A 21,946-nucleotide genomic window follows, 5' to 3' on the forward strand; every position below is an offset into this window, starting at 1 on the left:
AGTACCAGAGGACCGAGGACCACAGTGGTCCGATCGTTTCGGCGGTGACGGGTGCGGCCATCGCCTTGGACCGGCCCACCTGCGCGATCACCTCCGGTCCTAGGGCCAGCCCCAACGGGACGGAGGCGCCGCCGAGCACCGGCCGGTAGTGGGTGTCGCCAGCCCCGGGGACTCTGTGGGTGGTCAGGCTCTGGAAGGAGTCCGGGAGTTCGGCCAAAAGTTCGGGCAACGCCGTGTGGTCGGTGTTGCCGGCGACCAGGCTCAGGCTCTCCTTGACCCCTTCGACCACCCGGGACACGTTCAACGTGCCGGCGAATCCCGGACCGGAGAAGACCACACGGGTGGGGTTCGGTGCCCGACCACGGCACAGGTCGGTGAGCCGGCCGGTGTCCCAGGCCATCAGGGCGGGTTCGTTGGTGCCCCAGCCGGTGGGCGGCCCTGCGCACATGATCTTGGTCGTATGCTCCACCATCTCGCCCAGACGCAGGTCTGCTTCGGCCGGGTGGATGAAGTGCAGGTCCATTGCCAGTCCGGGGTCGCCTCGCCGTTCGGCCAACGCCGGCGGGGCGCCATCCCGACGTGCCTGGAAACCGAGGCCGTCTTTCCAGGTCAGTGGCATCCCGGTGAGCCCGTCGTAGTGGCCGTTTCCGGGACCTTCGACGATCCAACGGGAGTCGGAGGCCGTCAGCACCTTGCGGAGTGAGTGCGTGATGTGAGCGGAGGCCGGGGTGAGTACCTGGAGGCCACGAGCGTCCCTGGCCCCAGCGGCGAGTGCGTCCGCGATCGCGGTGGACAAGCCGACTACCGGCGAGTCGACCGCCACGATTCGGGTCCTCTCCGTCTCCACCAACGCGGACGGATGGTCGGCACCCCCTGTGGGCAGGTCCATCGCCCAGTTCCACCGAGGTTCGGTGGGCCACGCATGTCCGCCGTGGTGCTCGATCACCGTCGCCGCGAACCGATGGGCCGCCTCCGCGGCCCGGGGGTTGCCCGCAGGCGCGCGAACCTCCATCCACCAGGCGTTGTGGGTGAGCCGGTCGGCGGCTTCGTCACCGAGCAACCGACGCACGTCCGTGGTGGCCTCTACCGCCTGGGGCATCTCCACGGACACGAAGGGGCGGCCATCCTCGTCCCGCAGGCGTACCACCGAAGCCTTGCTCGCACCTCGGATGGTGAAGTCCGGATGAGCGTTTTCGAGAGCACGGATCACCGAGCGTGCGTGGGGAAGCTCCTCGGTCAGGGCGACCACGTTGTACGTCACTGAAGTTCTCCGGATGCCGGGGCGGTCGGGTTACTCCTGCTCGGCTTCGCGGAGCTTTTCCTGGAGCCAATCGGGGATGTGCTCGGGATCCCGGGGGAAACGCTTGAGATCCTCGACGTAGAGCTCGGGGTCCGGGGCGAACTGGAAATTCGGTTGTTCGTCGTAGTTGAAGTCGACCGTGAAGCTGCTGGGTCGGGTGATGGTGTATTTCATCGAGAACCAGGTGCCCTTCCCCTCCTGGTACATTCCGTAGCGCAATTTATCACAGAGTGCAAGGATGGAAACGGGGCAGTCAATCAACTCAGAAGATCCATCAGTATAAATTGCCAAAAGGTTGTCGCCCCCATATCCGGCGACCGCCTTATTTTCATATATAAGCCGTTTCCCTTTTTCTGGTTGAAAGTCAAGTATTTCTCCTCCGATCTCCTTGAGTATTTCCTGTTGCTCAATCGGATTGATGCCACCGGTGGGGTATCGAGCCATTTTTCCTCTTTCTAGGGTGGTCCGTCTGGAAGGTTTTCGTAACTAAGTCGCTCTTGCTTTACTCCGTTGATCCGCCAGTCTACTACGACTTTGGAAGGTGGCGGAGGGATTTCCTTTCCTGTCTCGGGATCCTTGATGGGTTTTAGGTTTGGATCTTGTGCGAGGGAGACCTGGATGCTCACCTTCGGTGGGTTGGGGCCTGACGCAAGGAGGGTTTCCCAGGCCTTCATCTGTGCATCGTAGTCGCCGCCCAGGCCTCTCTTGAGGGCGCCGTGGTCATCGGTGAGAAGTCCATGCCACGTCCACTCCGCCCTGCGGAAACTTCCTGTGATTCCAGGGAGGTTGGTTCGTTCTTGGTTGACGATATCAAGCATCGGGGCTTGGTTGAGTCGCTCCCCCGGGCCGAGGAACTCGCTTGACCCGAAAATGTGGCCACCGTTCCAATTTCCGGTATCCCAGAACTCGATCTCTCCCGGATTCGGTGGGCGCTCGTTGTCCGTCCTGAATTTCTCATCGAGTTGAATGTTGAGCAGTTCGAAGTAGCGCTTTCCCATCTTATTTACATTGGTTTGTTCGGTTCCATTTCTTTTCTGTCTCCCGGGTTCCAGGTCTCCTTCGGCGTAGACTGTCCTGCCATTGGTGTCGGTTTTGAAGAGGTACTCACCACTGCCGACCTTGACGTGGTAGGTGGCGTCCGGCCTTGGATTGAGGAACTCCGGATGTCTTGAGTTCGGCTGTGCGTCGGTTCTGATCTCGACGATCCTGCCGTTCGCATCGGTGGTGTAAGTGGACCTTGACTTACCATCGGCATCGACCAGCTCGTACTTCTTATTCGGTTCTAGGTCGAATCCGTCGCCGAAGCGCTTCTTCTCGCCAGGGAATCCGGGTTGGTCCGGGGTGATCTTGACGGTTTCCACAGGGACGCTCGAGGAGTTCCTTCGTGGGCCCAGATCGCCGCTCACATGGCTGGAACCACCGCTCCCGGTGCCGCCTTGGCCATTGCCCCCGCCGCCGTGAGAACCGCCACCACCGTTTCCACTGCTTGAAGTGGTCTCCGGGGTGCCGCCCCGGCCGGTGGCAGGAGTGTCTACGCCGCCACCGCCGCCACCGCCGCTGTTGGTGAAGGTGGAGTCGCTCGACATGGACGGACCATTGCCGGCCCCCACCAGCTCGGGCGTTCGATGCGCGTCGACGACCTCGTTGCCCTGGCGGCGGTTGATCTCCTCCAACAACATGTCGGGGTCCTCCGCGTGGCGGCGGACGTAGTCCTCCAGATCACGCAGACCGGCCTCGACCTCGGAGGCCGATACCCCTGAGTCGATCTCCTCGTCGTCGGTCCGGGACCGGTCCGACGACGTACCGTCGGTGCCCTCCTGCGACCTCGCGGGGGTGGGGGACCGATCGACGGGGGTGTTCGGCGAGGTGGAACCACCGTCACCGATGCCGTCCAAGGCGTCGCGTGTCCTGACGAGATCGGTCAGCCACGCTCCACCGGGGAGACTGCTCCAGAAACCACCACCTCCGCCCCCTCCGCCCCCTCCGCCTCTGGACAGGTTCAGGTGGGGGACTCCGGGGAGGTGGAAGTCGACGTCGTTGTGGAAGCTGGGGATGTCCATCCTGCCGACACTGTTGGTGGCTCGCAGACCGGTCCGTAGACCCGCCAGGAGCATGGGGACACCCACGGGGGCACCGACACCGGTCGCGGAGAGGACGACGCCGCCGACGATGAGCCCGACGTTGACCACGGTCTGGGAGACCACGTAGCCCTTGCGTTCATCCCACTCGTCGGTGGGGACGATGCCCTGTCCGACCTCGCGGATGGCGGGAAGGAAGTTGTCCGTCCACTCGCCGAAGTCGTCCACGCCCCATTGCTCGCCCTCGGGCTTGGTGGGGTCGTAGAAACCGGTCAGGAGTGAGAGTCCTTCGAGGTTCTCCTCCATGTAGCCGGTGAAGTTCGAGCGTCCCTGTTCCCCGAAGATCGGCATTCCCCACTTGCCGTCGTGCCAGGCTCCGGTGACGCCACCGACGTCCTGAGCCGCACCCACGACGATGTCGGCCACGCCGTCCCAGGCGTCCACGACGAAACCCCTGGACACGTTCTGCGCGGACCCCCAAGGCATCTCCATGCCTTCGGGGATCTCACTGAAGCCGTAGGGGATCTCGTTGCCGCTGTAGCCGTCCCCCTCCATCTCGTCGTACCGGGTGAAGGTGGGCCCGTCGAAGAGGGCAGTGATCTCGTTGGCGCACGCGATCTCCGCCTCCTCCCATTCCTGACGGGTTCTGGCGACCTCGTCGACGAGGTCGTTGTGCTCCTGGACGAGGTCCTCGTCGTCCTGCCAGTCCTCGTCCTCGTTGATCCGGGTGCGCATGGCCGTGGCGTCGCCGCGCAGACCATGGAGTTTGCTCTTGAACGTGCGGACCTCGTTGGCGAAGTCGATCAGCGCGGCGGCCAGGCCACCGGTACCGGTCTCCACGGTGTCGCCGTCGGTGGCGACCCTGTCGACGGCGGAGAGCATGGTCTCGGATTCGGGTGCCACGTACGCGTCACCGAGTCCGCCCCAGTCGGCGATGATGTCGTTTCCGTCCGTACCGATGTTCTTTCCGGCGCGGCGAAGGTCCCTGGCGTACTCGTCCAGCGCGTCGGCGTCGATCTGCGGGATCAGGATCTAGGAGGGCTCGATGGCGCCGTCGCCGTAGCAGGCGCTCGCCTCCAGGTCGTCGAAGAAGGGATCGTTGAGGGGCAAGGGGGATTCCCGGGGTCAGATGTTGGGAGGAAGGTCGTCCTCGGTGATGGGGGTGTCCAGGTGCGCGGCTTGGGCCTCGGCGGCCATTTCGTAGTCCCCGGTCACGTAGTGCTCGGTGGCTTCGGCGCAACCCGAGAGAGCGCTCGACGTACGTCGCACCATCTGTCCGCAGATGGGGGAGAAGTGCTCCATGAACATGCCGATGGCCGAGCTCACCGGCATGCTGTCGGAGCATTCGGTCGCGGCGCCCTGGATGGCCGTGTCCATGTCGAGGATGTTCCCCGACAGGCCTTCCGTGGCCTCACCGTCGCCGAGGTGCCCCAACACGGTGGTGAGGACGGATCTCACGGTGTCGGTCTGGATGCTCCACTCGGACACGTTTCCTCCTTATGGCGAAATGGCCTCCCGCATCCTGTTCAGGAGGATGCTCTCGGACGGTGATCGGTTCGCGCTCATGTGTGTTCGTTGGGGTGGTCCTGGTCGAGGAGGGCGGTCTGGATGAGGCGGGTGGCGCCGCCACGGGGCATCCACTTGCCCCGACCCGGGGGCAGGGGCGAGGCGTACACGCGCGGGAAGATCTGCCCCTCGCCGCGGTCGCCCGACATCAGCAGTGTGCTGCTGCCCACCTCCCGGACGGCCTGGAGCAGCGAGTCGTACATGCCACGGCTCGCGCCCGCGGCGCGGCGGGCGATCACGAAGTGCAGACCGATGTCGCGTCCGTTCGACACGTACGGGGCGAACGGGCTCAACGGTTTTTGGCCCGCAGTGGTCAGCACGTCGTAGTCGTCGGCGAGCACGACCACGCGAGGGCCGTCGAAGGCGCCCGGTTCGACCTCCTGGCCCTCCCCGTCCTGGGGGATCCGGTTCTCCATCTCCTTGGCCACACCGGTCGCCAGGCCACCGCACACGCGGGGGTTGGTCGCGTACCCGCCGACGTACTCCGGGGGGACGACGTCGCGCAGGTTGCGTCGGGGGTCCATGATCGCGAACACGACCTCCTTGGGCGTGTACCGCTCCACGAGTCCTTCGGCGATCATCCGCAGCAGGTTGGTCTTGCCGCACTCGCTGTCACCGATGACCAGCAGGTTCTGGTCCCGTTCGAACAGGTCCAGTCGCACGGGCGCCATGGCGCGTTCGTCCAAGCCGATCGGCAGGGCCTTGGGCTCGGTCTCCTTGTCCGGCAGGGCACGCACCGAGAGGCGGTGCGGCAGCACGCGGACCTCGGGGGCGCGGGCGCCGATCCAAGCACGGTCGATCGCGCGTACGGCGCGCTCCACCACCTCGCCCAGGTTCTCGGTGGAGGGGGAGCCGTCGAACCGGGGCAGGGCGGTCTGCGCGAACAGTTTCATGGTGGTCAGGGCACGGCCGTTGTCACCCTCGCCGATGGTCTCGGCGAGTTTGCGCGCGATGGCCGAGTCGGTCGGGTTGTTGAGCCGAAGCTCCACCTTCTGACCGAAGTTCGACTGCGCGTTCATTCGTACGTCGTTCCACCGGAGCATCGCCGAGACGACGTGGACGCCGTACCCGCCACCGCGCTGTAGCAGCTCGGTGACGATCCCCTCGACCTCCTCGAAGTCGCGGCGCAGGGCACCGAAGCCGTCCACGCACAGGACGATGTCGGCGGTGGCAAGTTCGGGAACCTCGCCGCGTGCGTGCATGGCGCGCAGCTGCTCCATCGAGTCGATGCCGCGCTCCCGGAACACCTCCTCCCGGTGTTCGAGCATCCCCCGTACCTCTTCGATGGTTCGTCGGACTCGTTCGGCGTCGGTGCGCACGGCTACGCCGCCCACGTGCGGCAGCCCGGAGAGGGACTGCAGGCCGCCGCCGAGCAGGTCCAGGCAGTACACGGACACCTGGTCGGGGGTGTGGGTGAGCGCGAGGGTCAGGACCAGGGTGCGCAGGAGGGTCGTCTTCCCGCTCTGCGGTCCACCGATGACGGCGACGTGACCGCCGGAAGCGGTCAGGTCCAGGAGCCACTCGCCCTGCCACTGCTTGGTGGCGTCGTCCAGGAGGCCGATCGGCACGTGCAGGGCGGGACGCTCACCGGGGATCCGCAGCCCGTGTTCGGTCTCCTCGGGAGCACCGCAGATCGCGTCGATGGTGGTGGCCTTGGGCAGGGGAGGCAGCCAGATGGCCCGGGTGGGTTCGCCGTGCTGGCCGAGCTGTCCCACCATCACGTCCAACAGGGTCGGGTCGGTCGTGCGGGTGGGCATCGCGGCCTCCTCGTCCGGGGACGCCGTCTCGGCGACCTCTTCGGGGGAGGGGTTGTAGGCGGTGTAGAGCCGGGGCGAGGGGGTGGCGTTCTCGTCCTCGGGCTCCTCCTCGATGACCGGACCGCGGTAGGCGCCGGACACGTAGCCGGCCTTGAAACGCTGGTAGACGGTGGTGTCGACCTTCAGGTAGCCGAATCCGGGCAGGGCGGGCAGGTGGAAGGCGTCCGGGGTGTTCAGGACCGTACGGCTCTCCTCCTCGGAGAAGGTGCGCAGGCCCAGGCGGTACGACAGGTAGGTGTCCAGGCCGCGGAGCTTTCCGCCCTCGATGCGCTGGCTGGACAGGAGCAGGTGCACACCGATGCTGCGACCGATGCGGCCGATGGACAGGAACAGTTCGATGAAGTCGGGGCGGGCGGTGAGGAGCTCGCCGAACTCGTCGATGATCACCAGCAGGTGCGGCATCGGGTCGAGGGAAGGGTCCTTCTCGCGCTTGTGCGTGTAGTCCCCGATGTTGGGCACGTTGCCCGCGTCGCGCAACATCTGCTGGCGGCGCTGTACCTCGCCGGAGAGGCTGGCGTGGACGCGTTCGATGAGGGCGGCGTCGTCCTCCAGGTTGGTGATCATCCCGGAGACGTGCGGCAGTTCCTCGAAGGGGGCGAAGGTGGCGCCGCCCTTGTAGTCGACCAGCACCATGCTGACCCGTTCGGGCGGGTGGGACGCGGCCAAGGCCAGTACCAGGGTCCGTAGCATCTCGCTCTTGCCCGATCCGGTGGCGCCCACGCACAGCCCGTGCGGACCCATGCCCAGTTGGGCGGACTCCTTCAGGTCCAGGACGAGTGCCTGGCCCATCTCGTCCACACCGATGGGAACGCGCAGGAACGCGCGTTCGCTGCGGGGGGCCCACAAACGCTGGACGTCCATGTCACCGGGGTCGCGCACACCCAACATGGCGGTGAAGTCGACGCGTCCGCCCTCCTGCGCCGTCTCCTCGAGCGATTCGGCGGACAGCCGTAGTGGTGAGAGCATGCGGGCCAGCCCGGTCAGGGTGGCGGGGGAGACGTCGTCGAGGACACCGGTCCGCAGGACCGGGTCGGTGGGACGCAGGTCCTCGACCCTGACCTGGTCACCGGTGACGGTGACGCGCATGTTCACGTCGCCGGGCTCGTCGATCTGCCGGGAGACCAGGTGCAGCACGGTGACGCCGAGCGAGGCCGGGTCGACCGTGTGGTCGGGGCGGACGAGTTCGGTGGCCACCTCTCCGTGGGTGTCGTGGATGACGAGGAGGCGGCGCAGCAGCTGGTAGGCCTCGCGGCGTCCCATACCGCGCCGCACCTCGGAGGCGAAGTCGCTCCGCGAACGCAGTTCGTCGGCGAGCAGGGTGCCGAGGTCGCGGGGGGAGGGGGCGATGAGGCGGGTGGCGACGCCCTGTTCGCGTCGCTGGGGGTCGAGGACCTGGGGGAGCCACAGCAGCCACGACCAGTCGTCGGCGTGCTCCTCGGGGTAGGAGACGGCCAGACCGGCGTCCTCGGGGGCGTGGAACACGGCGAACTGGGCGACCATGGCCCGGACCATGCGCATGATGTCCTCGCGTTCGCCCACGACGCTGACGTTGCCCGTCATGTCCAACGGCAGGGTGAACGGCATGTCCGGGATGGTCTCGAAGCGTTGGATGACGCCCTGGGCCTCGGACTGCATGAACGGGTCGGTGGGAGCCAGGGCGGTGCCCTGCTCGGCCAGGTCGAGGGGACGGCCGGAGGCCACACCGGTGCCGACCCGTACCTTCAGGAAGTCGTTGTGGCGCCGGCGACGCTCCCAGAGTCGCTTGGGGTCGCGAAGGACGTCGTAGAGGGCCTCCGGAGGAGGGTCGAGCAGACGCGCGTGCGCCCGTGTCTCCTGTTCCCAGGTGCTCAGTCTCTCCCGCAGTTCCTCCAGGTACTGGAGGTAGAGCTCGCGCTGGTTGCGCCTTTGCCTGCCGACCTGGCCGCGCCTGGAGAACAGCATGAGCAGCGCGCCGAGGAGGGCCACGCACAGGACGACCGCGCCCAGGGCCATGAAGGCCGGGTTGCGCATGACCATCATGATCGTCAGGGAGGCCATCATGCCCACCATCGGCAGGATGGCCATGAGCGGATTGCCCTGGGACTTGCCGTCGGGGAGGGTCGGAGGAGCCTCCACCTCCCTGGACTCCTCGGCGGGAGCCGGGTGGGTGGTGCGTGTCGGTCGGTGTACGACACGGAGAGCCATCGGCGTTCCTCTCGACTCTGGGAGAAGTCATGAGATCGGGCAGGAGCGACAAAACCCTATCGAAGCAGGGGTTCTGGTGTTCTTTCGTGTGCTCGCACAGGTGGCGTGGCTTCTGGCTGCAAGGGGTCATTCGAGTGGTTGATGGTGATATTCATCACTATTCTTGGTTCCGTTGAACATTTCGTCCCGGATGGCGAATCGGTCGCGCCGTGTGTTCGGGCAGGTCATCGAGGTGATGGGTGTGTTCGGAGGGGGTGGAAGCGCGGGCGGCGCTGTCGGGGTCCCGTGATGGAGTATGGGAACCGTAGGTCTGTTCGGCGCATCCCCTGGAAGTCGGGGTCGGCCGACGCCAATCCTCGTGACAAGGCAGGTGGAAAATGGCGGACAAGGAACTCGATTTCCATCAGGCATCTTTTTCCAAGATGACCAGTAACACCAGTGACTCGGGTGAGCAGCTCAGTACTCTGGTCAACAGGCTCGTGAATGCGGTTGAGCCGCTGAGGGGAAAATTCGAGGGTAGCGGTAGGAATTCACTCGATGAGCTCCATCGTCGGGCGGAGACGGTGTCGATCCTGGTGAGCGGTGACCTGGGTAGTCTGAACGAAGGTCAGATGGAAATGATGAACGCCGTGATGCAGGGTGATCAAGAGATGGCGGACTCGGCTCAATCCCAGATGAACTCCGCGAATTTCGATGTCGGTAAGCTTCGGGCCTAGATCATTTCTTGGGGATAGTGCGTAGATGAGCGACTACACGAAATACAGCAAGAACGCTTCGGCCGACGTCCAGGAAACGATCACGAGTATCACCGGTGAGTTGGAGAGACTCATCGATGACCACGAGATCGACGTCAACTCCGTCATGTCGGAAACCGTGATCGAGGGTGCGGACGTCACCTACCTGGAGAAGGACCAGCGTTGGGCCCTGGCCGCGCAGGAGGCCAGGGAGATCATCGCCATCATCCGTTCCGTGATGGAAGAGAACGACGGAATCGCCGACAGCGCCCTGAGCAGGGCTCGGACCGCCGCAGAGAACATCTGACCTCGTTCCGGTAGGAGGAACGAAGTCACCGAAGAGGAGCACCGATGGGCCGCGACTACGACAACCAGTTGCTCGAATCGGTCGCGGTCCGTCGGCAACGCCTGCGAGAGGCGGTGTTGTTCGGTGGGCAGCGGACCAAGCGCCGCCTGGACGAAGGGATCGGCAAGATCGTGATCAGCGCCTGCCTGGCCGCGGTCGCGTGCGCCGGGACGGTCGGCTGGTCCTTCGTCAGCAACACCCTCGGCAACCAGCGCCTGGAGCGTGAACAGGCCGAGTCCGGGCCGGTGGAGAACGCCATCCCGGCGATCCCCGGCGAATGGGTGGGGGCGCGGGTCGACCTGGCGATGCTCAAGGACCAGCTGGACCAGGCCCGGGTTCCGGAGGACCTCTACGTCCTTCCCGGCGAGCCACGGCCCGAGCCCGGAACGGTCGGTAGCTACTACCTCATCACCGAAGACGACGAGTTCGGCGCGCTGTCCGTGGTCGTCATGGACGTCGACCAAGGGCGCCCCGGCTACCAGTTCGCCGACGAGGACGAGACCGCCCGCTGGCTCTTCCAGGAGCTGGCGACCACCGAGGGTGATCCGGCCACGCTCAGCGGCACCGATGAGGCCGCCGCCGTGGAGAACACGGCGGAGCTGGTGCAGGAGGTCCGGGAGGGACTGGACCAGCGCAACGCCGAGTCCTACCTGCACACGCTCGACCCGGGGGACGTCCTCGACTCCTTCGGTCCGGAGAGCGGGCGCCACCTCTTCCCCGACGGAACCCCCTACGCCGAACGCGGTCTGCCCGACTACGTTCGGACGAACTCAGGCGATCAGGACCTCTACCACCGTTACCGGGTCGTCCACCCGTTCCGGGTGACGGCCACCACCGCCCCGGCGGAGGACGACAACCCGGGTGGAGGTATCCGTTTCACGCTCGACACGGCAGGGTTCTCCGAGGTGCCACCGGCACCGACCCTGCGCTGGCTGATCGGCCAGGGATACGTCGAGCGTGTGGCCGTCGACAGTGTCCCCCGATGACGAACCCGGTCGACGCGCGTGACGCGTCACCAAGACCGTGGCGCACCGCGCCGCCCGCACAGCAGAATGGAAGGTCATGACCGCTTGGAGCCGTGTGACGATCGTCGGTGAGGAGCGCCGGGTCGACGCGGTACTCCCGGCGAGCGAGCCCGTCGGTGTCCTCATGCCGGAGGTCCTGGAACTACTCGGGGACGAGCCCCAGAACCCGGCCAGGCTGCGCCACCTGGTGACCGCCTCCGGCGCGGTCCTGGCGGGTGAGAACACCCTGGAGGAACGCCGGATCGAGGACGGGTCCGTGCTCTGGTTGGTCCAGGACGAGACCCCCGTACCCGCCCCCGTGGTGCACGAGGTGCCCGAGGCGGTGTCCAAGGCCCTGGACGACCACACCGGTCGCTGGACCCCCGAGGCGGCCCGCTGGAGCGCGACCGTCTCGCTGGCCGCCCTCGCCTCGGGCACGGCCTGGCTCGTCCATGGACACCTGTCGGCAGGGACGGGTCTCGTGGCGGTCGCCGCGATCGCGCTGGTACTGGTGGCGGCCGGCGCCGCGATCGGACCGACCTGGCGGGAACCGTTGGGCACGGCGCTGTCGATCGCCGGCACCGTGGTCGGGGGCTTGGGACTGTGGCGGGCCGGCGACCACTTCGACTGGCCGAACTGGGCCCTGTGGGGAGGGACCGCCGGGCTCCTCTCCGGGCTCGTGCTGTTGCTGGGCCTCACCTCCGGCCTGGGGCGGGGCGGGCTGGCCGGTGGTGGTGTCGGCCTGGCCCTGGCCTCGGGGTGGACCCTCTCCCGCGCCCTGGGCCTGCCGACCGATCTCGTCGCGGTGCTGCTGACCGTGATCTGTGTGCTCGGGCTGAGCCTGCTACTGAGGGTCGCCCTCATGATCTCGGGGCTGACGGTCCTGGACGACCGCCGAAGCTCCGGCGAATCGGTGGCCAGGGACGACGTCCTCACCTCAGTGGCCAGGGCACACCGCAGCCTGGTCATCGCCACCGTGGCGGTGGCGATCGCCGTGGCCGTCGCCGGCCTCGGGCTCGTCACGAACCTCACCCCCTGGACGTCCGGGCTGTGCGTGGTGCTCGCGATCGTGGTGGCGAGCCGCTCTCGGCTGTTCCCGCTCATCGCGCAGAAGGCGGCGCTCATCGCCGCGAGCCTCGTGGTGCTGCTCGTCTTCCTCGTCGAGTGGGCGGCCGGTGAGTCGTGGGCGGTCTGGCCGGCTCTGGCCGTGGCCGTCGCGGTGGCGGCCATCCCGATGGTCGTCCTGGCCACCGAGCAGCCCGAGCACGTGCGCGCGCGCCTTCGTGGTGTGACCGGCCGGTTCGAGGTCATCGCCGTGATCGTCATGGTGCCGTTGGCGGTCGGGGCGTTCGGGACCTTCGAGCGACTGCTCGCGACCTTCTGAAGGGGAGGATGACGATGGGCACCACCAAGGCGGTGCACGGGGACCCCTGGCCGCGCAGGTTGGGCCGAGCGGTCGTGACCCCCTTCCTGCCGACGTCGGAGATCGCCGACGCCATAGAGATGCGCAGGCGCCTACAGCGTTCCACGGCCACGGGTCGTCGGATCCTCGTGGACGACTTCGGGACCGGCGCGGACACCGCGGTCGTGACCGCTCTGATCGCCCGGGTCCTGGCCCACCACCGTCGGGACCGGGTTTTGACGGTGGACGCCACCGATCGGCTTCCGCCACTCGGTACCCGGTTGGACGCCCATGCCGCGCACGCCCTGGGAGAGGGGGTGCGGACCGCGAGTTTCGAGCAGGCCAAGGAGAGCCTCGGTGAGGTGGGGCCCGGCCTGTGGACGGTCCAGGCGGCCCAGAACAACGAGGACGCCTACGCGGCGGGCCTGCTCCCGCTCTTCCGGTTCTTCGGCGTGACGCTGGTGACCGGTGGTTCGGGAGGGGCGTTCGTGAAGGCCGTCGCCGAGACCGCCCACTCCCGTGTCCGTGTGGTGCGGGCGACCCGGGATTCGGCTCGGATCGTGGGCCGCAGGCTCGACCACCTGCTCCGTGAAGGTCGACGGCACGAGGTGGAGAACAGCGTGATCGTGGTCTTCGACCAGGAGAGGGGCGAAGACCCGGGGTTCGACGCCACGCGGATCACCCGGATCATCGCCGAGAGTGGGGCGGAGGCCGTGCGCTTGCGTTACGACCGTCACCTCGCCCAAGGGCTCGCCGTGCGGATGCGCCGGGTCTCGGACGCCACCCATCGAACGGCGATCCACATGGCGGCGGAGGCCATGACCAAGGCCGTGGCGACGGTACGTCCCCGGTACGCGGCAATGGAAGGGAGAGGTGAGTGGGCATGAGCCGGCGCGACGCGGAGGAGCCGTCGGAACCGAGGGACGGGTCGTCTCCTCGAACGGACGCCTCTTCTCAGGGGCCGAGCCCGGTTCGACGGTTCCCCCCGGACGCGGACCGACACCGCGGCGACTCGAACACGCCGCTCGCCGAGGGACGACCGGATCCCCACCACCCGTTCAACGGTCCCCAAGGCCCCCAAAGCCACCAGGAGCCTCAAGGCCCCCAGGGCCCTCCCCGGCAACAGGCGTACCAAGCTCCCCAGGCCCCTTCCGGCCCCCAGGTTCCCCAAGGCTTCCGGCCACCCCGAGGGCCTGCCGCTCCTCCAGCTCCCCAAGGCCCTCAGGGCCCCCGGAACCCTCAGGGGGCTTTCGGCCGACAACGACCGGGGCCGCCTCCGGCCGGCGACGTGCCACCGCGATATCAGGGCGACGGTGCGCCGTCGAGGCGGTACACCGCTCCGTCCGGGCCTCAGGTCCCCCCGGGCTCTTCCGGGCCTCAGGTCCCTCCGGGCTCTTCCGGACCCCAGTACCCCTGGGCCGGACCACAGACCGGGCGAACGCCTCCCTCGGGTCAGGTACCACCCCATCCCGGTCCGCGGGCCCCGTCCGGGCCGCCGCGCACACGGGCGAACGACTCGATCGCCGAGGCCTTCCTCGCGGGCGCGTCGGGTGTGCCCGCTCCGCCCGCGCCACCCGCCCCGGAACCTCCTCGGGAAGCGCCGGCTCCTCGGCCGGAAGCGCCACGTCGGGTATCGCCGCCGAGCGCGCCCTGGAACACCCCGCCGGAGGGCTCGGTGCCCCCTTCGGTCACGCCTCGGCAGGACACGGATCCTCGGGAGCCCGTGCCCTGGGAGGCTCGGCGAACCGAGCCGCGGGTCCAGTCGGACCCGGGATCGATCACACCCGCCCCCGTTCGTGAACCGGACCTCACCCCCGCCGCGGAGCCGCCGTCGGCCCCGCACCCCGAGGTCCGGGTGGAGGACACGTCCGCTCGCCCGGTGGAGTCGGTTCCAGCAGAGGAGCCGGTTCGGCCCGAGGAGACCCGACGGCCCGAGGAACCGCTCTGGCCGGCGGCCCCGGTACGACCGGCGTCCCGTGAACAGCCCGAACAGCGGGACCGACCGAAGGACGAGACCGAATCTTCGGGTGTCGACTCGGAGCCGTTCGCTTCGAGCACCTTCGATCCGGTGCCATCCGCCAAGGGCATCGAGGCGTGGGCCGACATCGTGGACCGGACCCCGCCGATGCCGGGCGGTTTCGAGGAACGCATCGTGAAGGTGCGGGCGGTCCCCGCCTCCCTGTTCGGCAGAGCGCTGTTCCGGGTGAGCTTCGGTCGGATCAAGGTCGGGTGAGGGACCGAACCGGGCGGCCACGTCCCCGCACGGATGAGAGGGGCGCGCCCACCTCCCCTGTGTGAGCGCGCCCCGGCGCGTCCGTGGACGCGCCCTCCCGCCCGACGTTCCCTTGGGCCGCCCCCTCTGGGGGCCAGAGAGCCCGGGAGCGGTCGTCGGGCGGGGCCGACCGCTCTGCACGCGTCCCCTCGGCGTCGCGCGGCGGTCGGCGTTGCCGTCCGGTGGTGGCTCCTCCCCCCTCAAGGAGGGCCCGGCCCACCGGAACGGCGTCAGTGGGTCATCGGTCGAATCGAGCACCCCCGCCGTCCAAGGCGTCGAGCAGGGACAAGGCCTCGGCGTGGGTGCCGGGCAATGGGACCGACCACACGGCCGCCCCGTGCTCCCAACCGGTCTGTTCGCGCAGGAGGTCCAGTTCTCCCGCGAGGTTCGGTCCGTCCTGGGTCAGCACCGCGATCCGTGAGCGGTTCACCAGGCACAACGACTCTCCGCGGGTGAAGAAGCGGCGCAGTTCGTGACCGAGCACGATGAGCCGCGCCGTCCGCCGCCAAGGGTCGAGTGCCGGGTCCAGCGCCATGACCACCAGACGGTGGTCGAAGGCGGCGGGCACGCCGTCGTCGATGCCCCGATAGAGCTCGCCCACCCTGGTTCGCAGGTAGCCGCGATCGGCCAGCCCGGTCAGCGGATCCTGGCAGTGGTCCCGGTCGCGGCCACCCCACTCCCAGCCCTCGGCCAGGGCCCGGACCATGGCGAACGGCGGGCGGTCCAGCCCGATCGAGCGGGTGAACGCGTCCAGGTCCGTCAGGGCACGCCCGATCCCCACACCCACGCGTGCGCGTGCCTCGCCGAGCCGCACACAGGGTTCGGTGAGTTCGCCGCCGTGCGCGTAGGCCTCGCAGAGGACGTCCACGGCCGGGGTCCACCAGTGCTCGGCCCGGGACCAACCCGCCGCCTGCGAGCGGTGTCTCCACGGCGTACGTAGTTCCCGAGCACGGTGAACGCTTCGGTCCCCCGCTCCGGCTCCTACTTCGATCTCGCCCATGGTTCAGCTCCTGGTCGTCGTTTTCCCAGGTGGACGGAGACGAGCCCGCGCCCCCGCGGTGGGCTCCCTCCGTCCGCCTCACCTCTAATCACGGAGATCGGTGGCGTTCATGACGCGGATAGGGGATATTTTCCGAGAACGTGTTTTCGGACGCCGAACCCACGCCCCCACGTCTGGTTCCGGTCAGCGTCGGGGCTGGACTACGAGTGAAAGGGCGCGGGGTGACCGACGCCGAAGGGGAGTACACAGGGACATTGCTCGGTGACGCTGAGATCATCGAGCAGGTCAAGGGCGGCGACAACGCCGCCTTCGGGGTCCTGTACGAACGCCACGCGACCGCCGCGCGTGGGCTGGCCCGCCAACTTCTGCGCGGTGAGGCCGAGGTCGAGGACGCCGTGGCCGAGGCGTTCACCAAGGTGCTCAGTGTCCTCCAACGCGGGGGCGGCCCCGGTGACGCCTTCCGCCCCTACCTGCTCACCGCGGTCCGCAACGCCGCCTACGACCGGGGGCGGGGTGAGAAACGCCAGGTCGTCACCGACGACATGGAGAGCTACGACTCGGGCGAGCCGTTCGTCGACCCCGCCATCGAAGGGCTGGAACGATCCCTGATCGCCCGGGCCTTCCTCTCCCTGCCCGAACGCTGGCAGTCGGTCCTATGGCACACCGAGATCGAGGGGGTCAAGCCCGCGGAGGCGGCGACCATCCTGGGAATGAACCCCAACGGGGTGGCCGCCCTGGCCTACCGCGCGAGGGAAGGGCTGCGGCAGGCCTACCTACAGATGCACCTGGCGGGTGGCGGGACCGCGGAGACGTGCCGTCCCACGATCGGTCTCCTGGGCGCCTACGTGCGTGGTGGCCTGGCCAAGCGGGACACCGGCAAGGTGGACCGGCACCTGGACGACTGCTCCGACTGCCGCGAGGTGTACGCGGAGCTGATGGACGTCAACGTCGGGCTGCGCGGGATCGTGCTTCCCCTGGTCGCCGGCTTCGGCGCCACGGGCTACCTGGCGTCCGTGCCCGGTGCGACCGTTTCGGGTGCCTGGTGGAACCGGATGTCCAAGCGCCGGCAGCAGGTCACGGCGGGTGCCGCCGCGGCGGCCTGCGTGGCGGTTTCCGTCGCCTTGGCGATGGTGGGCGCGGACGCCCCGATCGAGGAGGACCTTCCGACGGCGGCGGCTCCGCCGATCGACGCCCCGGCGGAGGACCCGCCGCCCCCGGCCTCGGACTCGGGCGACCCGGACACCGCCGAAGATCCACCAGCCGATCCGTCGGCGCCGGAGGAGCCCATCCCCGTTCCCGCGCCTCCGGCGGACGTGCCCGAGGTCGAGTCGCCCGAGTCGCCCCCGGCTTCCAACGAGCCGGAACCCACCCCCGAACCGGAGCCGGAACCCGAGCCCGAACCGGAACCCGAAGAGCCCGAGGCACCCGAAGGGCCACCAGAGGAGACCGAGGAGTGGCCGGAGTTCGCCGTGGGCATCGACCCCGTCGGCTCCCTCGTGCCGGGCGGTGACGGGATCATGGTCCTCGACGTGCTCAACACCGGTGCCGAGACCACCGAGGACGTGGTCGCCGAGATCACCCTGCCCCCCGGCGTGGAGATGGTCTCCTCGGGCGGCGCGGGCAGCGCGGTCCCGTTGTCGGTCGGTCACGGTGACTGGGGCTGTTCCGCGGGTGGCGGCGGTGGTGGTGAATGCGTGCGGTCGAACATGGCCGCCGGTGAGAGCAGCACCCACTTCCTGGACGTGCGGGTGGCGCCCGACGCCGACGTGGACGTTCCCGCCGACGTGGTGGTCTCCTCCGGAGAGGTGCGCTACACCGCGACCGGTGAGCGTGGCGTGTCCTCGACGGGGATCCCGGCCAGATACGCCACGGCCGGTCAGGTGCGCTCTGAGAGCGTCGGCAACACCCTGGTGACCTGCATCGAACCCGAGCAGCCGGAAAAGCCGAAGAACCCGTGGCCCTGGCCGTGGTGGGAGCGTCCCCAGGTGCCGGGGAGCGGGAACGGCAACCCCTTGGCTCCGCCTGAGCGGTCGCCCGACGCGGAGACCGATGCCGATCTCGACTCCGAGCCGGGTTCGGACGAGCCCGATCTTCGTCGCGCACCCACGGACACCGGGACCCCTGTGGCGGAGGGGGAGGGAGCGCTCGATGATCTCCTCGGGGAGGAAGGGGAGACCGGCGGCGAAGAGCGGGAATTCGATCACGATCTTCCAGGTGTCCCCGGGCTTCCCGGAAACGAGGGGTCGGACGGCGGGGAATCCGGTACCGAGCTCCCCGAGACCCCCGAGACCCCCGAGACCCCGGAGGAGACCGAAGGGCCCGAGGCGCCGGAGGACGGACATGGAGAGGAACCGGAGGAGGACGAGGAGCCGGGCGAGTGCGCGCAAGCCCGTGACCGCTCCGGTGAACGTCTCGACAACGACCACTGGGTGATGGGGCCGCTGGACGACGACCGGGACCCCACGACGACTTCGTCCAGCGCCGCGACCTGGGAACTCCCCGAGGGAGGATCCGTGCGCTGGGCAGGACTGTACTTCTCCGCGGCGGGCGACCCGAGTGCCCCGACGGCTCGGGTCAAGGGGCCGGGCATGGACTCCTACACGACGGTCACGGCCGCCGACGTTCGTTCCGCCGAGCTGCCGGCCTACCCCGCCTACCAGGCGTTCGCCGAGGTCACCGACCTGGTGCGTTCGGCCGGCGGTGGCCAGTGGTGGGTCGGTGACGTTCCCGCGACCGAGGGTCGGGGGGTGTACGCGGGCTGGAGCCTGGTGGTGATCCTGGAGGATCCCTCGGTGGAGGGGCACCGGCAGGCCATGGTTCTGGACGAGACCTCGGCTGTCTTCCAGGACGAGGTCGGCGCACGGTTCCCGGTCTCGGGCCTGCTGCCCGCGTCGGTCCCGGCCACGTTCGACGTGGTGGCCTGGGAGGGTGACGCCGAGCTGGGCGGGGACCGTGTGCTCTTGGACGGCGTCCCGCTCGATCCACGCGAAGGCGGTGGTGACGCCGGCAACGTCTTCGTGAGCTCCGCGAGAGGCGCGGATGGCGGCCCGATGACGTTCGGGACGGATGTGGCCCGATTCGACGCGCGGCTCGGACGCGAATCGCAAATCCGAATCTCCTCCGGGCAGGACGCCTTGTTGGTGGGCGCGATCGTGCTCACGGCCCCGATGCGCACCTGAGTCGAAACATCGGCGCGGAGTTCATCGTGTGCGCAGGGCGACCGAAAGGCCCACGCCGACCGGGAAGACCTCCCGTGTGTAGCACCGTGTTGACGGGGAGTATTCAGGGGCGGCACGCAAAACCAGACAGACTTGGCTAGGCTGTGCCCCGGTCATGGATATGGCCCCAGAGATCGACAGGGAAGGGGGCGGTGTCAAGTGGACCGTTGCGCGTTGTTCGTCGACGCGGGATACCTCCTCGCCGACGGCGCGATGGCCGTACACGGAACCCGGAACCGGGACTCCGTCGCCTGGGACTACTCCGGTCTCGTCCAGTTCCTCAACGAGGTCGCACGGGACCGCACCGGCCTGCCGCTCCTGCGTTGCTACTGGTACGAGGCGGTCGCCGACGACCGTAGGGCCCAGGAACAGGACGGCATCGCCGACATCCCCGGCATCAAGTTCAGAGCGGCGAAGATCCGGCCCGGCCGCCGCGAGGGCGTGGAGAGCTACGTCCAACGCGACCTGACCACCCTGGCCCGTACCGGTGTCCTCTGCGACGCCGTCCTGGTGAGCGGTGACGAGGACATGGCCCCCGTGGTCGCCGACGTCCAGGACCTGGGTGTGCGCGTCACCGTCGTGCACATTTCGGTGGAGGGCAACTGGACCATCTCTCGGGCGCTGCGCCAGGAGTGCGACGACCTGATCGAGATCGGCGCCGGACACCTGCGCCCGCACGTCAACCTGCTCTCCGGTGGTGGATCCACTCAGGAGAACGCCGCGAAGACGACCACGCCCTTCTCCAACGGGCGCTCCCAGGCCTCCGCGGAACAGCCCCGTCCGGCGGCCCCCGGGCCCCGGAACGGCGTCGCCGAACCGGCCAACCCCTCCACTGGTGGGCTCGAAGCGATGTTCGCCGGTACCGGCGGCCAGCCCGTTCCACAGGGCAGCGCCATGGAACAGCTGCGCGCGATGCGTCGCTCGCTGGCCCAACAGCGCGGCGACCACCTCGCCGGACCATCGGGCGAGAACACCCCTCCCGGAGCGATCGACGCCAACGGTTTCCCCTCGGGGGGACAAGCGGTGAACGGCAACGGGGTCTACCCGGGCGCCGGCCAGAACGGACAGGCCGGGTACGTGGGCCCCCACACGGGAGCCCACCCGGCGCCGCGTGGAGCGGAGGGAGGGTACGGGCTTCCGACCAGACCCGGACCCGCTCAGGCGGCCGGAGGCGGCCCACACGGTTTCGAAGGAACGGGCCCACAGCAGGCCTTCTCCAACACGGGACCACAACCCGCCTTCGGGGCGGGCACCGGCCCACAGGCCTCGTTCGCGCCCGACCCACAACAGGCTCCACCCCATAGAAACCCTCAGGCCCCCGATCCCAGGTTCGGCGGCGGACACGGCGAGGAGCAGGGGTTCGGAGGTGGGGCGGACACAAACCCTACCTATGGGACCAGTACGGCAACTGACACCGCGCACAGCGGTGGCGCCGCGCCCCCTTTCGGGGAACGGCGACCTACTGGTCCCGAGTACGACGGCCGATTCGGCCCCGGCGGTTACCAGGAATCCGCCCGCAGTCCTGGATATACCCAACAGACGGGGCTCGACGCGCATACCGTTGATGGTGCGGTGCACGTCGCGCACAAGGAAGGGAACGACTTCGCGGAGTCGATCGCACGCGAGGCGCCGGTCCTTTGGGTGGAGGCCGTCCTCGCCCGCAGGCCCCGGATGCCCTCGGACCTGGAGGCTCGTTTGCTCCAGGGGTCCTCGCTCCCGATCGACCACCTGCTGCGCGACGAGGTCCGAGATGGACTGCGCCAGGGGTTCTGGCAGGCCTTGGAGCGTGCCAGGCCCTGATCGGTGGGTGGGGAGAGCGAGTTGGGATGGGGCGATGCGGTTGACCCACGTGACGACGGCAGAACTCGACCGGTTGGAATTCCACGCCGTCCGATCCGGTGAACACGGCCGGACCGCCGCACGCCTATTGGATCTGGCCAACAGCGTCGACGCCGGTAGCGAGGTCACGCGGGCGGAGCTGTTCGTGCGCGCCGGAGAACAGTGGGAGATCGCCCAAGAGTTCGAACGCGCCTGTTCCGCCTACCAACGGGCCATAGACGATGGTGGCCCCACCGTGGTCGACGCGCACGCCCTCAGCGCCGGCGCCCTGTTGCAGCTGGACGAGCGGCAGCAGGCCGAGGGGCACCTCAAGCGACTGGAGACCGGTGAACCGGTCGGGTTGCCCACCCACATCCACGTCGCCGAGGCGTTGTACGCCCACGACGACCTGGAGGGCGCCGAACGGTGGGCCACCGTGGGCGCCCGACGACACGCCGGGCGCCCACAAAGTCCGTGCGATCGGGATCTGTTCCTCGAACTCCTGCGGATCCGGTTTCGGATCAGGGCCGACCTCGGGCTGGCGGAGGATGATCTGGACCTCCTTCTCGACCAAGACTGACCCCGCGATCCGACGAGATCGTAGGTGATCGGAGCGGGTGGTCTCCGGTCCAGGCGCCGCGCGTGTGTCCAGTGGTAGGGGTTTCCGGTGTGGGGCGGCGCCCCGGGGCAGGGCCGACAGACCGGAATCGGTCGGCGGTGGGTGAGGTTTCCTACCCTGCCCGGAGGTGCCGTGGCGGACACCCGGGCGAGGGACCGGGTGCGTTCGTCCCGGGAACGTCCTAGGCTGTGACGCGCCCCCTTCGGGGACCCCTCCCGATACCGTCGCACAGCCTCGATCCGGTGCCCTCATACCACGCCCGGGATGCGTGTTCGACGATCGTCGAAGAATCTGAGAAATCAACGACACGCCATCATCTTGCGGTGTTCCAAGCCGCCATCCCCTAGATGTAGTATCTGTCCCGCTGGTGGTTCACCGGGGTCGCAAGGGCCCGGTGACGCGAGAGGGAACCCGGTGCGAGTCCGGGACTGCCCCGCAGCGGTGAGTGGGAACGAAGGTCGTCACACGCACCGGGAACCCCCGAAAGGTCCTGGGAAGCGACGGCTCGGTAGGGCGCCCACGAGTCCGAAGACCTGCCATCGGCGCACACCCCCAGGTGTGTACAACGTCGGGGCTTCGAGGGAGAGC

The 21,946-nt window shown here is 68.4% G+C and carries 15 protein-coding genes and 1 riboswitch; of the genes, 9 read left to right on the top strand and 6 right to left on the bottom strand.

What is annotated here, in order from left to right; translation table 11 throughout:
* From NLI01S_RS22375 to eccCa, 5 genes are all read right to left on the bottom strand, one after another.
* Nucleotides 1-1,261: DUF6177 family protein (locus NLI01S_RS22375; protein WP_067608022.1), on the bottom strand; the 1,261-nt coding region annotated here is incomplete at its 3' end.
* Nucleotides 1,262-1,291: 30 nt separating this feature from the next.
* Nucleotides 1,292-1,744, bottom strand: coding sequence for a hypothetical protein (locus NLI01S_RS26525; RefSeq protein ID WP_223809340.1), 453 nt, complete (start codon nucleotides 1,742-1,744; stop codon nucleotides 1,292-1,294).
* Between the two features lie 11 nt (nucleotides 1,745-1,755).
* Entirely contained in the window at nucleotides 1,756-4,113 is a 2,358-nt protein-coding gene (locus tag NLI01S_RS22385; protein ID WP_223809341.1) for a hypothetical protein, read from the bottom strand.
* Nucleotides 4,114-4,503: 390 nt separating this feature from the next.
* The gene (locus NLI01S_RS22395; protein ID WP_067608036.1) at nucleotides 4,504-4,866 is read right to left on the bottom strand and encodes a DUF6507 family protein; all 363 of its coding nucleotides are present in this window, start codon (nucleotides 4,864-4,866) and stop codon (nucleotides 4,504-4,506) included.
* A gap of 74 nt (nucleotides 4,867-4,940) precedes the next feature.
* Nucleotides 4,941-8,945 (bottom strand): type VII secretion protein EccCa, encoded by a 4,005-nt coding sequence (eccCa, locus tag NLI01S_RS22400; protein ID WP_067608040.1) that lies wholly within the window; start codon nucleotides 8,943-8,945, stop codon nucleotides 4,941-4,943.
* A 377-nt stretch (nucleotides 8,946-9,322) separates the two neighbouring features.
* On the opposite strand from eccCa, the gene NLI01S_RS22405 reads away from it, so the two are divergent.
* The 6 genes from NLI01S_RS22405 to NLI01S_RS22430 all read left to right on the top strand — a co-directional run bounded on the left by NLI01S_RS22405 (nucleotide 9,323) and on the right by NLI01S_RS22430 (nucleotide 14,664).
* Entirely contained in the window at nucleotides 9,323-9,661 is a 339-nt protein-coding gene (locus tag NLI01S_RS22405) for a hypothetical protein (RefSeq protein ID WP_067608043.1), read from the top strand.
* Between the two features lie 25 nt (nucleotides 9,662-9,686).
* Nucleotides 9,687-9,986, top strand: a complete 300-nt coding sequence (locus NLI01S_RS22410; protein ID WP_067608046.1) for a hypothetical protein — start codon at nucleotides 9,687-9,689, stop codon at nucleotides 9,984-9,986.
* A gap of 44 nt (nucleotides 9,987-10,030) precedes the next feature.
* Nucleotides 10,031-11,011, top strand: coding sequence for a TNT domain-containing protein (locus tag NLI01S_RS22415; protein WP_067608049.1), 981 nt, complete (start codon nucleotides 10,031-10,033; stop codon nucleotides 11,009-11,011).
* A gap of 76 nt (nucleotides 11,012-11,087) precedes the next feature.
* On the top strand, nucleotides 11,088-12,413 hold the full coding sequence (gene eccD, locus NLI01S_RS22420; RefSeq protein ID WP_067608052.1) for a type VII secretion integral membrane protein EccD: 1,326 nt from the start codon (nucleotides 11,088-11,090) through the stop codon (nucleotides 12,411-12,413).
* 14 nt (nucleotides 12,414-12,427) lie between these two features.
* Nucleotides 12,428-13,318: an ATPase gene (locus tag NLI01S_RS22425; RefSeq protein ID WP_223809342.1), complete on the top strand. Its 891-nt coding sequence runs from the start codon at nucleotides 12,428-12,430 to the stop codon at nucleotides 13,316-13,318.
* Nucleotides 13,319-14,154: 836 nt separating this feature from the next.
* Entirely contained in the window at nucleotides 14,155-14,664 is a 510-nt protein-coding gene (locus NLI01S_RS22430; protein ID WP_067608056.1) for a hypothetical protein, read from the top strand.
* A 277-nt stretch (nucleotides 14,665-14,941) separates the two neighbouring features.
* Here NLI01S_RS22430 and NLI01S_RS22435 read toward each other — a convergent pair whose 3' ends face one another.
* Entirely contained in the window at nucleotides 14,942-15,703 is a 762-nt protein-coding gene (locus tag NLI01S_RS22435; RefSeq protein WP_067608059.1) for a hypothetical protein, read from the bottom strand.
* A 221-nt stretch (nucleotides 15,704-15,924) separates the two neighbouring features.
* On the opposite strand from NLI01S_RS22435, the gene NLI01S_RS22440 reads away from it, so the two are divergent.
* The 3 genes from NLI01S_RS22440 (at nucleotide 15,925) to NLI01S_RS22450 (ending at nucleotide 21,319) form a co-directional block, all read left to right on the top strand.
* Complete coding sequence (locus NLI01S_RS22440) at nucleotides 15,925-18,882, top strand: sigma-70 family RNA polymerase sigma factor (protein WP_067608062.1); 2,958 nt, start codon at nucleotides 15,925-15,927, stop codon at nucleotides 18,880-18,882.
* A 198-nt stretch (nucleotides 18,883-19,080) separates the two neighbouring features.
* Entirely contained in the window at nucleotides 19,081-20,721 is a 1,641-nt protein-coding gene (locus tag NLI01S_RS22445; protein ID WP_067608065.1) for an NYN domain-containing protein, read from the top strand.
* A gap of 34 nt (nucleotides 20,722-20,755) precedes the next feature.
* Complete coding sequence (locus tag NLI01S_RS22450; protein ID WP_067608068.1) at nucleotides 20,756-21,319, top strand: hypothetical protein; 564 nt, start codon at nucleotides 20,756-20,758, stop codon at nucleotides 21,317-21,319.
* A 390-nt stretch (nucleotides 21,320-21,709) separates the two neighbouring features.
* Nucleotides 21,710-21,913, top strand: a riboswitch (cobalamin riboswitch).
* Nucleotides 21,914-21,946: the final 33 nt, after the last annotated feature.

The organism is Nocardiopsis listeri NBRC 13360, from assembly GCF_001570765.1.
Classification (GTDB): domain Bacteria; phylum Actinomycetota; class Actinomycetes; order Streptosporangiales; family Streptosporangiaceae; genus Nocardiopsis; species Nocardiopsis listeri.